This window comes from Nocardia sp. FBN12 (genome assembly GCF_050320175.1).
Taxonomy (GTDB): Bacteria; Actinomycetota; Actinomycetes; order Mycobacteriales; family Mycobacteriaceae; genus Nocardia.
In genome coordinates, this window is record NZ_CP190048.1 from 7,318,618 (window position 1) to 7,330,883 (window position 12,266).

8 protein-coding genes and 3 rRNA genes are annotated in these 12,266 nt (G+C 61.7%); 8 read left to right on the forward strand and 3 right to left on the reverse strand.

The window, feature by feature from the left end; translation table 11 throughout:
- The first annotated feature begins 224 nt into the window (after window positions 1-224).
- From ACQHI0_RS34300 to ACQHI0_RS34320, 5 genes are all read left to right on the forward strand, one after another.
- A 16S ribosomal RNA gene (locus ACQHI0_RS34300) occupies window positions 225-1,741 on the forward strand.
- 338 nt (window positions 1,742-2,079) lie between these two features.
- A 23S ribosomal RNA gene (locus ACQHI0_RS34305) occupies window positions 2,080-5,214 on the forward strand.
- A gap of 111 nt (window positions 5,215-5,325) precedes the next feature.
- Window positions 5,326-5,442, forward strand: a 5S ribosomal RNA gene (gene rrf / locus ACQHI0_RS34310).
- The 16S, 23S and 5S rRNA genes sit together here, the layout of an rRNA operon.
- 75 nt (window positions 5,443-5,517) lie before the next feature.
- Window positions 5,518-6,261 (forward strand): endonuclease NucS, encoded by a 744-nt coding sequence (nucS, locus tag ACQHI0_RS34315; RefSeq protein WP_427905816.1) that lies wholly within the window; start codon window positions 5,518-5,520, stop codon window positions 6,259-6,261.
- An 11-nt stretch (window positions 6,262-6,272) separates the two neighbouring features.
- Window positions 6,273-6,563, forward strand: coding sequence for an ATP/GTP-binding protein (locus ACQHI0_RS34320; RefSeq protein WP_427905817.1), 291 nt, complete (start codon window positions 6,273-6,275; stop codon window positions 6,561-6,563).
- A gap of 89 nt (window positions 6,564-6,652) precedes the next feature.
- On the opposite strand, the gene ACQHI0_RS34325 is transcribed toward ACQHI0_RS34320, so the two are convergent.
- On the reverse strand, window positions 6,653-7,648 hold the full coding sequence (locus tag ACQHI0_RS34325) for a hypothetical protein (protein WP_084473310.1): 996 nt from the start codon (window positions 7,646-7,648) through the stop codon (window positions 6,653-6,655).
- Between the two features lie 86 nt (window positions 7,649-7,734).
- On the reverse strand, window positions 7,735-8,196 hold the full coding sequence (mce, locus tag ACQHI0_RS34330) for a methylmalonyl-CoA epimerase (RefSeq protein WP_427905818.1): 462 nt from the start codon (window positions 8,194-8,196) through the stop codon (window positions 7,735-7,737).
- Window positions 8,197-8,321: 125 nt separating this feature from the next.
- On the opposite strand from mce, the gene ACQHI0_RS34335 reads away from it, so the two are divergent.
- Window positions 8,322-9,503: an acetyl-CoA C-acetyltransferase gene (locus ACQHI0_RS34335; RefSeq protein WP_427905819.1), complete on the forward strand. Its 1,182-nt coding sequence runs from the start codon at window positions 8,322-8,324 to the stop codon at window positions 9,501-9,503.
- 188 nt (window positions 9,504-9,691) lie between these two features.
- Here ACQHI0_RS34335 and ACQHI0_RS34340 read toward each other — a convergent pair whose 3' ends face one another.
- Window positions 9,692-10,684, reverse strand: a complete 993-nt coding sequence (locus tag ACQHI0_RS34340; RefSeq protein WP_427905704.1) for an IS481 family transposase — start codon at window positions 10,682-10,684, stop codon at window positions 9,692-9,694.
- 197 nt (window positions 10,685-10,881) lie between these two features.
- On the opposite strand from ACQHI0_RS34340, the gene ACQHI0_RS34345 reads away from it, so the two are divergent.
- Window positions 10,882-11,250, forward strand: a complete 369-nt coding sequence (locus ACQHI0_RS34345) for a DUF3817 domain-containing protein (protein ID WP_427905820.1) — start codon at window positions 10,882-10,884, stop codon at window positions 11,248-11,250.
- A gap of 61 nt (window positions 11,251-11,311) precedes the next feature.
- Window positions 11,312-12,178 (forward strand): tetratricopeptide repeat protein, encoded by an 867-nt coding sequence (locus tag ACQHI0_RS34350; protein WP_427909386.1) that lies wholly within the window; start codon window positions 11,312-11,314, stop codon window positions 12,176-12,178.
- The last annotated feature ends 88 nt before the right edge of the window (window positions 12,179-12,266 follow it).

Here is a 12,266-nt window from a genome sequence, read left to right on the forward strand (position 1 = left end):
TGGGTAGAAGTGTGTGCGTGTGTTCTTTGAGAACTCAATAGTGTGTCGATGAATGTCAGTGCCAATAATTATTATTGGTGCCAACTTCTCATGTACCCCCCGGTCATGAGAGTTGGACATTGAAAACAACAGCGAATCTTTTTTGCTGGTGTTTGGCTTTGCTAGGTTTTCGGACTCTAGTTAGATAATTTTGATTGCGCCCTTCGGGGTGTTTTCGAGAGTCTTCAACGGAGAGTTTGATCCTGGCTCAGGACGAACGCTGGCGGCGTGCTTAACACATGCAAGTCGAGCGGTAAGGCCCTTCGGGGTACACGAGCGGCGAACGGGTGAGTAACACGTGGGTGATCTGCCCTGTACTTCGGGATAAGCCTGGGAAACTGGGTCTAATACCGGATATGACCACCGATCGCATGGTCGGTGGTGGAAAGATTTATCGGTACAGGATGGGCCCGCGGCCTATCAGCTTGTTGGTGGGGTAACGGCCTACCAAGGCGACGACGGGTAGCCGACCTGAGAGGGTGACCGGCCACACTGGGACTGAGACACGGCCCAGACTCCTACGGGAGGCAGCAGTGGGGAATATTGCACAATGGGCGAAAGCCTGATGCAGCGACGCCGCGTGGGGGATGACGGCCTTCGGGTTGTAAACCCCTTTCGACAGGGACGAAGCGCAAGTGACGGTACCTGTAGAAGAAGCACCGGCCAACTACGTGCCAGCAGCCGCGGTAATACGTAGGGTGCGAGCGTTGTCCGGAATTACTGGGCGTAAAGAGCTTGTAGGCGGTCTGTCGCGTCTTCTGTGAAAACTTGGGGCTCAACCTTAAGCTTGCAGGGGATACGGGCAGACTAGAGTACTTCAGGGGAGACTGGAATTCCTGGTGTAGCGGTGAAATGCGCAGATATCAGGAGGAACACCGGTGGCGAAGGCGGGTCTCTGGGAAGTAACTGACGCTGAGAAGCGAAAGCATGGGTAGCAAACAGGATTAGATACCCTGGTAGTCCATGCCGTAAACGGTGGGTACTAGGTGTGGGTTTCCTTCCACGGGATCCGTGCCGTAGCTAACGCATTAAGTACCCCGCCTGGGGAGTACGGCCGCAAGGCTAAAACTCAAAGGAATTGACGGGGGCCCGCACAAGCGGCGGAGCATGTGGATTAATTCGATGCAACGCGAAGAACCTTACCTGGGTTTGACATACACCGGAAACCTGCAGAGATGTAGGCCCCCTTGTGGTCGGTGTACAGGTGGTGCATGGCTGTCGTCAGCTCGTGTCGTGAGATGTTGGGTTAAGTCCCGCAACGAGCGCAACCCTTATCTTATGTTGCCAGCGCGTAATGGCGGGGACTCGTGAGAGACTGCCGGGGTCAACTCGGAGGAAGGTGGGGACGACGTCAAGTCATCATGCCCCTTATGTCCAGGGCTTCACACATGCTACAATGGCCGGTACAGAGGGCTGCGATACCGCGAGGTGGAGCGAATCCCTTAAAGCCGGTCTCAGTTCGGATCGGGGTCTGCAACTCGACCCCGTGAAGTTGGAGTCGCTAGTAATCGCAGATCAGCAACGCTGCGGTGAATACGTTCCCGGGCCTTGTACACACCGCCCGTCACGTCATGAAAGTCGGTAACACCCGAAGCCGGTGGCCTAACCCTTGTGGAGGGAGCCGTCGAAGGTGGGATCGGCGATTGGGACGAAGTCGTAACAAGGTAGCCGTACCGGAAGGTGCGGCTGGATCACCTCCTTTCTAAGGAGCACTTCTCCAGTGAGCGTCTCGAAGAGTCGAGATCGCTGCTGGCAGAGACAGTTTCGGACCCATTCGTGGTCCGGCTGGAGCTCATGGGTGGAACACTGACAACTTTCATCGCATTCGGTCGAAGCAATGTCTTCGACCGCGATGGGTATACCGACACACTATTGGGTCCTGAAAGAACACGCGAAAGTGTTTTTTCAAGGCAAAACAAACGATCCGCTCGGATCTCCTTCGAAACCGCTGGCAACCTTCGGGTTGGTGAGTAGGTCAGGAAATCAATCCGGTGCGGGTGTGTTGTTTGAGAACTGCACAGTGGACGCGAGCATCTTTGTTAGTAAGTGTTTAAGAGCGTACGGTGGATGCCTTGGCACCAGGAGCCGATGAAGGACGTAGGAGGCTGCGATAAGCCTCGGGGAGCTGTCAACCGAGCTGAGATCCGAGGATTTCCGAATGGGGAAACCCAGCACGAGTGATGTCGTGTTACCCGCATCTGAATATATAGGGTGTGTGGAGGGAACGTGGGGAAGTGAAACATCTCAGTACCCACAGGAAGAGAAAACAACAGTGATTCCGTGAGTAGTGGCGAGCGAAAGCGGATGAGGCTAAACCAATCAGATGTGATAGACGGCAGTCGTTGTCTGGTTGGGGTAGTGGGAACATTCTTCTCGACTCTGCCGAGTCGAGCAACAGTAAGAAACCAAGTGGTTAGTTGAAGTGGTCTGGAACGGCCTGCCATAGACGGTGATAGTCCGGTAAACGAAAACTTCTTGGCTGTTGTGGATGTCTCCCGAGTAGCAGCGGGCCCGTGAAATCTGCTGTGAATCTGCCGGGACCACCCGGTAAGCCTGAATACTCCCTGGTGACCGATAGCGGACTAGTACCGTGAGGGAAAGGTGAAAAGTACCCCGGGAGGGGAGTGAAATAGTACCTGAAACCGTGCGCTTACAATCCGTCAAAGCCCTCCACTTTCGAGTGTGTGGGGTGATGGCGTGCCTTTTGAAGAATGAGCCTGCGAGTCATCGGTGTGTGGCGAGGTTAACCCGTTGAGGGGTAGCCGTAGCGAAAGCGAGTCTGAATAGGGCGAAATTCAGTCGCACATTATGGACCCGAAGCGGAGTGATCTACCCATGGCCAGGGTGAAGCGACGGTAAGACGTCGTGGAGGCCCGAACCCACTTAGGTTGAAAACTGAGGGGATGAGCTGTGGGTAGGGGTGAAAGGCCAATCAAACTCCGTGATAGCTGGTTCTCCCCGAAATGCATTTAGGTGCAGCGTCACGTGTTTCACATCGGAGGTAGAGCTACTGGATGGCCTAGGGGGCCTACAAGCTTACCGAAGTCAGCCAAACTCCGAATGCCGGTGTGTGAGAGCGTGGCAGTGAGACTGCGGGGGATAAGCTTCGTAGTCGAGAGGGAAACAGCCCAGATCGCCGGCTAAGGCCCCTAAGCGTGTACTAAGTGGAAAAGGATGTGGGGTCGCTTAGACAACCAGGAGGTTGGCTTAGAAGCAGCCACCCTTGAAAGAGTGCGTAATAGCTCACTGGTCAAGTGATCCTGCGCCGACAATGTAGCGGGGCTCAAGTACACCGCCGAAGCCGCGGCATTCACACAATAACCCGTCCTGCATTCGTGCAGGGCCAGGTGTGTGGATGGGTAGGGGAGCGTCCTGTGGCCGTGGAAGCAGCAGTGTGAACTAGCTGTGGAGGCCACGGGAGTGAGAATGCAGGCATGAGTAGCGAAAGACGAGTGAGAAACTCGTCCGCCGAATGACCAAGGGTTCCTGGGCCAGGTTAATCCGCCCAGGGTGAGTCGGGACCTAAGGCGAGGCCGACAGGCGTAGTCGATGGACAACGGGTTGATATTCCCGTACCCGTGTATCCGCGCCCAATGCTGAATCAGTTGTGCTAACTGTCCAAATGTTGTCTTATCGAGCCTTCGGGTGAGAGGGATGATTGCTGCACAGGACCCCGGTTGTAGTAGGTAAGCGATGGGGTGACGCAGGAAGGTAGCTGGGCCAGGTGATGGAATACCTGGTGTAAGCGTGTAGGGAGTGTGATAGGCAAATCCGTCACACACATATCCTGAGACGTGATGCGTACCCGTTGAGGGGAATTCAGTGATCCTATGCTGCCGAGAAAAGCCTCTAGCGAGCTGGTACACGGCCCGTACCCCAAACCGACACAGGTGGTCAGGTAGAGAATACTAAGGCGATCGAGAGAACTGTGGTTAAGGAACTCGGCAAAATGCCCCCGTAACTTCGGGAGAAGGGGGACCTGCCCTGGTGACGAGTCTTGCACTCAGAGCTGGGGAAGGTCGCAGAGACCAGAGAGAAGCGACTGTTTACTAAAAACACAGGTCCGTGCGAAGTCGTAAGACGATGTATACGGACTGACGCCTGCCCGGTGCCGGAAGGTTAAGAGGACCGGTTAGCGGACTTTGTCCGCGAAGCTGAGAATTTAAGCCCCGGTAAACGGCGGTGGTAACTATAACCATCCTAAGGTAGCGAAATTCCTTGTCGGGTAAGTTCCGACCTGCACGAATGGCGTAACGACTTCTCTGCTGTCTCAACCACAGACTCGGCGAAATTGCATTACGAGTAAAGATGCTCGTTACGCGCGGCAGGACGAAAAGACCCCGGGACCTTCACTATAGCTTGGTATTGGTGTTCGGTACGGTTTGTGTAGGATAGGTGGGAGACTGTGAAAGCGGCACGCTAGTGTTGTGGGAGTCGTCGTTGAAATACCACTCTGATCGTATTGGACTTCTAACCTCGGACCATGATCTGGTTCAGGGACAGTGCCTGGTGGGTAGTTTAACTGGGGCGGTTGCCTCCCAAAATGTAACGGAGGCGCCCAAAGGTTCCCTCAGCCTGGTTGGCAATCAGGTGTTGAGTGCAAGTGCACAAGGGAGCTTGACTGTGAGACTGACAGGTCGAGCAGGGACGAAAGTCGGGACTAGTGATCCGGCACCGGCAAGTGGAAGCGGTGTCGCTCAACGGATAAAAGGTACCCCGGGGATAACAGGCTGATCTTCCCCAAGAGTCCATATCGACGGGATGGTTTGGCACCTCGATGTCGGCTCGTCGCATCCTGGGGCTGGAGTAGGTCCCAAGGGTTGGGCTGTTCGCCCATTAAAGCGGCACGCGAGCTGGGTTTAGAACGTCGTGAGACAGTTCGGTCTCTATCCGCCGCGCGCGTAAGAAACTTGAGGAAGGCTGTCCCTAGTACGAGAGGACCGGGACGGACGAACCTCTGGTGTGCCAGTTGTTCCGCCAGGAGCACTGCTGGTTGGCTACGTTCGGAAGGGATAACCGCTGAAAGCATCTAAGCGGGAAGCCTGTTCCAAGATGAGGTTTCTCTCCCACTTGATGGGTTAAGGCCCCCTACAGACCATGGGGTTGATAGGCCAGAATTGGAAGCCAGGTAACTGGTGTAGGTGACTGGTACTAATAGGCCGAGGGCTTACTACAAAGGTGTTACGCGTCCACTGTGCGGTTTCTGAAACAACAGACACTGCAGCACACTCACACAGACCTTTTTTGGGGTTGTTGTGTGGGGAGCGCTGTCTAGTTTCATAGAGTTACGGTAGTTATAGCGGTGGGGAAACGCCCGGTCCCATTCCGAACCCGGAAGCTAAGGCCACCTGCGCCGATGGTACTGCACTCGACAGGGTGTGGGAGAGTAGGACACTGCCGGAACATCATTGCGAAAGGCCCTCAACCATTGGTTGGGGGCCTTTTTGCGTTCCCGGAACCGTCGCCTACAGTGCTTGGGTGCGCCTCGTCATTGCTCGTTGCCAGGTCGACTATGTCGGTCGACTGACCGCCCACCTCCCGATGGCTCGACGGCTGTTGCTGATCAAGGCCGACGGGTCGGTGCTCGTGCACTCCGACGGCGGCTCGTACAAGCCGCTGAACTGGATGAGCCCGCCGTGCTGGCTGGTGGAGCAGGACGTGCCCGACGCGATGCCCGCCGAGTTGCCTGCCGGTGTGCGGCCCCTACGCGAGGAGCAGACAGCGGAGCCGGTGACGGCCAAGGCGCTGTGGGTGGTGACCAACAAAGCCGGCGAGGAATTGCGGATCACCATCGAGGAGATCGAGCACGATTCCTCGCATGAGCTCGGCGTCGATCCCGGTCTGGTGAAAGACGGTGTCGAAGCGCATCTGCAGGAGCTGCTCGCCGAGCACGTGACGAAGCTCGGGGAGGGGTACACCCTGGTGCGGCGCGAGTACATGACCGCGATCGGCCCGGTGGACCTGCTGTGCCGCGATGCCGACGGCGCCACGGTGGCGGTGGAGATCAAGCGACGCGGTGACATCGACGGTGTCGAGCAGCTCACCCGCTACCTCGAACTGCTCAACCGTGACCCGCTGCTCGCCCCGGTGGCCGGGGTGTTCGCGGCGCAGCAGATCAAGCCGCAGGCGAAGACGCTGGCCGAGTACCGTGGAATTCGCTGCCTCACGCTCGATTACGACGAGCTACGTGGCACGGAGAGCAACGTTTTCCGCCTGTTCTAGGAGGAGTGGGCATGGCGCGACGTAGACCGCGCAGCGGCCGTTCTACGGGGCCGAGGCCGATCGGTGATGTGTACGGCCGCACCGAGGACGGACCGGGCGACGAAACCTATATCGTGCGAACGGTTCCCGGCGCCCGTGCGGTGAAGACCTATCGGTGTCCCGGTTGCGACCACGAGATCGCGGCCGGTGTCGCCCATATCGTCGCCTGGGCCGCCGAGGGTGGCGAGGACGACCGCAGACACTGGCACCAGGGTTGCTGGAACGGCAGACGCACCCGCGGCATCACCCGCCGCTGGTCCTGACTCCACAGCACCGAAAACCGAAGGCCGCCTCGATGATTCGAGGCGGCCTTCGGTTTCCAGGTGAATGTCGTTACGAGTCCGACAGTCGGTTAGTTGACGTCAGCGCTCTCGCGGTCCTCATCGACGATGTCCTCGTCGGCGACCTCCGGGATGGCCTTGTTCTGGCGCGAGCTCGAGACCGACTTGTTGCCGTTGTTGCTGATCGACTTGCGCTCAGGCGTGCCGTCGAGCAGTTCGCTCTCGCGGTTGACGGCGGCGAGCATGGCGGGCACCGAATCGAGCTGACCGCGGATACCGAGCAGCTGGGCGAGCACCCGGCCGCGCAGCACGCGCATCTCCTCGGCCAGTTCCTTCGCGTGCGCGATCTTGCGCTCGGAGGTCTGGGTGGCGGAGCTGATGAGACGGTTCGACTCATCGGTCGCGTCCTTGATCCGCTGGGCGGCCTCGGCGCGACTGGTGGCCTCGAGCTCCTCCATGGCACGAGTCAGCTTGGTGCGCCGATCGTTCATGGTGGCCTCGAAGTCCTGCTGGGTGGCCTTGCGCTTGGCTTCGGCCTCCTTGCCAAGACGTTCGACATCGGCTTGGGCGGCTTCGATGATCTTGGCCGACTCGGTGCGCGCGTTCGCGAGGGTCTGCTCGAACTCGATCTCGAGCGCCTCGCGCTTCTCCTTGGTCTCCGCGAGCAGCGACTCGTACTTGCCACGCATCTCGGTGGCCTGCTGCTCGGCGATCGACACCATCTCTGCGGCCTCGGCCTGCGCGAGCGCGCGGACCTCGGACGCTTCGTCCGAGGCGAGGCGCAGCATGCGCGAGATGCGGTCGGACATGCCTTCGGCGGTGGTCGGCGGCACGGAAAGCCGGTCGACCTCCTTGCGGAGCTCGTCGATCTCGTCACGTGCATCTTCCAGCTGGCTGGCGAGATTGCGGGCCTGCGCGGCGGCAGCATCCCGGTCGGTGGCGGTGACGCGGAGCTCAGCGTCGAAGCGGTCGAAGTAGTTGCGCACCTCGTCTTGCGCATAACCCTTGCGCACAACGGTGAAGGGCAGTGCAACGAAGCGATTGCGATCGGACTCAGGTGACGACATGGCACACAAAATACAGCCTCGAGCGAGCCAATGGAGACTCGACTGCGAATGTGATCCCGCCGAGATAAACCGACCGTACCGCTGTACTAGTGCGTAACATCGGGGTTCGGCTCGACGAGCTCGACCAGCACACCGCCAGCATCCTTCGGATGGATGAAATTGATGCGGGAATCGGCGGTTCCGTGACGTGGGGCTTCGTACAGCAAACGCACGCCGCGCCCGCGCAGGAAGCCCGAAACCGCCTCGATATCGGTGACCCGGTAGGCCAGCTGCTGCAGTCCGGGGCCGCTGCGGTCGATGAATTTGGCGATGGTCGACTCGGGGGTGAGCGGGGCCAGCAACTGCAGGGCGGTCGCACGGTCGGCGGCGGCGGGGCACGACAGCATCGCCTCGACGACGCCCTGGGCCTCGTTCACCTCGCGGTGGGTCTCGACCATGCCGAGATTGTCGGTGTACCACGCCACGGCGATGTCGAGGTCGGGCACCGCGATGCCCACGTGGTCGATGGCGATGACGTAATCGGCTGGGATGAAGTTCTCGTTGGTCACCCCACGAAGCTAACCTGCGTGCCGCCTGCGCGCTGATACCGGTTACCGTGGAGGTCAACTCCTGAACCCGTGCGGCGATGCCGCCTGCGTCCGGCGAGGTTCGACTCAATGAATGCGAGGCTTTCGTGACCACTTCTGTCATCGTGTCCGGTGCGCGTACCCCGGTCGGTCGGCTGCTCGGCGGTTTGAAGGGCTTCAAGGCCTCGGATCTGGCCGGGGTGGCGATCAAGGCCGCGCTCGAGAAGGGCGGCGTCGCGCCCGAACAGGTCGAGTACGTGATCCTGGGTCAGGTGCTGCAGGCAGGCGGTGGGCAGCTGCCCGCGCGTCAGGCCGCCATCGCCGCGGGCATTCCGATGGACGTGCCGTCGGTCCTGATCAACAAGGTCTGCCTGTCGGGCATCAACGCGATCGCCCTGGCCGATCAGCTGATTCGCGCCGGCGAGCACGAGATCGTGGTCGCCGGTGGCATGGAATCGATGAGCCAGACCCCGCACCTGCTGCCCAAGAGCCGCGAGGGTTTCAAGTACGGCGACACCACCCTCGTCGACCACATGGCCTACGACGGCCTGCACGACGTGATCACCGACCAGGCCATGGGCCTGCTCACCGAGGATCGCAACGACCTGGACAAGGTGAGCCGCGAGGAGCAGGACGCGCTGGCCGCGGCCTCGCACCAGCGCGCCGCCGCCGCGTGGAAGAACGGGCTATTCGACGACGAGGTCGTGCCGGTCGCCGTGCCGCAGCGCAAGGGTGACCCGGTGTACGTGACCGAGGACGAGGGCATTCGCGCCGATACCACCGTCGAGTCGCTGGGCAAGCTGCGGCCGGCGTTCCGCAAGGACGGCACCGTCACCGCGGGCACCGCCTCGCAGATCTCCGACGGCGCGGCCGCGGTGATCGTGATGAGCAAGGCCAAGGCCGAAGAGCTGGGTCTGGAGTGGATCGCCGAGATCGGTGCCTCGGGTCAGGTCGCCGGGCCGGATTCGACCCTGCAGGATCAGCCTGCCAACGCCATCCTCGCCGCGTGCGCGAAGGAGGGCATCACGCCCGCCGATCTGGACCTGATCGAGATCAACGAGGCGTTCGCGGCTGTGGGTGTGTCTTCCACTCGCAAGCTCGGCTACGACCCGGAGAAGGTCAATGTCAACGGTGGCGCGATCGCCATCGGGCACCCGCTCGGCATGTCCGGCGCGCGCATCCTGCTGCACCTGGCGCTGGAGCTGAAGCGTCGCGGTGGTGGGGTGGGTGCTGCCGCGCTGTGTGGCGGTGGCGGTCAGGGTGACGCGCTGATCATTCGGGTTCCGTAGTTCGGTTCTGATCTGGGGTCTAGTAGTCCCAGGCAGGTTTGACGCTGTGTTTATTGGAGCGCTGGCGCGCTCGAGTCGCGGCCCCAAGGGGCCGCCGGTTAGCCACCGGGGCTTGCTCCTTCGTCGCCTACGCCCCGGCGGCTAACCGGCGACCCGGCCGCGACCGGCCACTGCGTGGCCGCCGCTCCCTAGGTGTGTTGACCTGAGAGGTTAGGGACGCGGCTAGCTGGCGGACGTCCTCCGAGTGCGGTGTGGGCTCGGTGGTGATTGTAGGTATGGAGCCACTCGGTGAACGCGGCTCGGCGTTCGGTCTCTGACCGGTAAGCGCGGGCATAGGCCCATTCATCGACAAGGGTGCGGTTGAACCGTTCGACCTTGCCGTTGGTTTGTGGCCGGTAAGGGCGGGTCCGTTTATGGGTGATCGAGGCCGCGGTCATCGTCTGGGCCCAGAGCCGGGACCGGTAGCAGGGACCGTTGTCGGTCAGGACTCGTTTGACGGTGATCCCGTTGGTGGAGAAGAACTTCTGGGCTCGTTGCCAGAACCCGGCAGCGGTTTCCTTGCGTTCGTTGGGCAGGATCTCGGTGTAGGCGAGGCGGGAATGGTCATCGATGGCGTTGTGGAGGTAGCTGTAGCCCAGATGGCTGTGGCCACGGCTGTCGAGAGTTTTGCCCGCGGTCCGGGTGCGGTTGGTGCGCCCGAGTTTTTGCCCGACCGCGCGGGCCCCGCCGCCGTCGGGGATGTTGCCCAGCTTTTTGATATCGACATGGACCAGGTCGCCGGGGTGATCGTGTTCGTAGCGGCGGATCGGGGTGCCGGTGGTGCGGTCGAGCCAGGCCAGGCGGGCCAGTTTGTAGCGTGTCAACACTCGGTGCACTGTCGAGGGATGCAAACCGAGTAGGTAGGCGATCCGTGCTGGTCCCCACCGGCGTTGGACTCGGATTTTGATGATCCGGCGTTCGGTGCGGGTCGGAGTTTTGGTTGGGCTGTGGTGGGGGCGCGACGACAAATCTGACATGGCGGCGGCACCGTGGTGGCGGTAGCGGTTGGCCCAGCGGGCGGCGGTGGTGGGTGAGACTTGGAATCGTTCGGCTGCCCGTCGTAGTGGCCAGCCGTCGTCGATGACACAGCGGGCTAGTCGTAGACGGCCGAGTTCGGTCAGGGGTGCATTACGGTGTGTCATTGAAGACCTCCGTTGAGAGACGCGTTCCTTAGACAGCTCGCATCTCACTCGGAGGTCTTCGCCATGTCAGCTCGCCACGCCGTTACCAACCTGCATGGTCAACACACCTAGGGGTCGCGGGTGGGGGTTGGGAGTGCGGTCATGGCGGCTTCGGGGTCCACTACGCGGTGTCGTAATCGGTCCGGCACAATGGGGGCATGGGTTTCTTCGATTTGCGGTCTACGGCCAGTCGGTTTCGGTTCTTCGCGGTGCTCGAGGCGCTGTCCTGGATCGGTCTGCTGACCGGTATGGCGTTCAAGTACCTGCCCGCGGAGGGCAACGAGATCGGCGTGAAGATCTTCGGGCCGGTGCACGGGGCGATCTTCGTGCTGTTCGTGATCTCGGCGCTGTTGGCCGCGCGGGAGCTGAAGTGGAACTGGTTGACCACGGTGCTGGCGCTGGCGTCGAGCATTCCGCCGCTGTTCACCGTGATCTTCGAGGTCTGGGCGGTGCGCACCGGTCAGCTCGGCGAGCTGAGCGCGGACGCGAGCAAGGGCTCCGCGGCTGCCGCCCCGACGGCTTCGTGACAAACTGGAAAGCGTGACTCGACCCGCTGCCCGCCGTCCTTCGCCCGTCGCCGCTGCCGCCATGTCCGGTGCGGTGGATCTGTCCGCGCTGAAGCAGCCGCCCGCCGCACCCGGCGGCGCCGCTGCTCCGGCCGCGGGGAACCACACGGTCACCGAGGCGGACTTCGAAGCCAAGGTGATCCGGCGCTCGACACAGGTGCCCGTGGTGGTCGCGCTGTTCTCGCAGCGCAGCGCGGGCAGCGTCGAGCTGGTTCGCACGCTGGAACGGTTCAACGCCGAAGACGGCGGTTCCTGGGACCTGGCCGTGATCGAGGCCGAAGCCAATATGAACATCGTCCAGGCGCTGCGCGTGCAGGGCATCCCGACGGTGATCGCGGTGGCGGGCGGGCAGCCGCTGGCCGACTTCGAGGGCGCCCAGCCCGACCCGCAGGTGCGCCAGTGGCTCGACGCGGTCATGGACGCGACCGCGGGCAAGCTCGAGGGTGACCCCGGTGCCGCCCCCGCCGAACCCGAGGTCGAGGACCCGCGCTTCGTCGACGCCGAGGACAAGCTGTCCGAAGGTGACTTCGCCGGCGCCGAAGCGGCCTACGAGGCGATCATCGCCGAGGAGCCCGGCAACGAGGAGGCCAAGGCGGCGCTGCGCCAGCTGCGCTTCCTGACCAGGGCCCAGCAGCTCGACCCGGCGGTGGTCGCCACCGCCGACGCCGACCCGGCGAATCTGGACGCCGCGCTCGACGCCGCCGACATCGAAATGTTCGAACAGCGCCCCGAGGCCGCTTTCGAGCGGATCATCGCCGTCATCAAGCGCACCGCGGGCGACGACCGCACCAAGGCCCGCACCCGCCTGCTCGAACTGTTCGAGCTGTTCGACCCCGCCGAGCCCTTCGTGATCGCCGCCCGGCGCAAGCTCGCCGCCGCCCTGTACTGAAACCGCTTCGTGGCCGTCCCGGCTGAACTGCCGGGGCGGCCTCCGCGTATTTCCTGATAGACCCGCGGCGCCCGTCGCGAGCTGATTC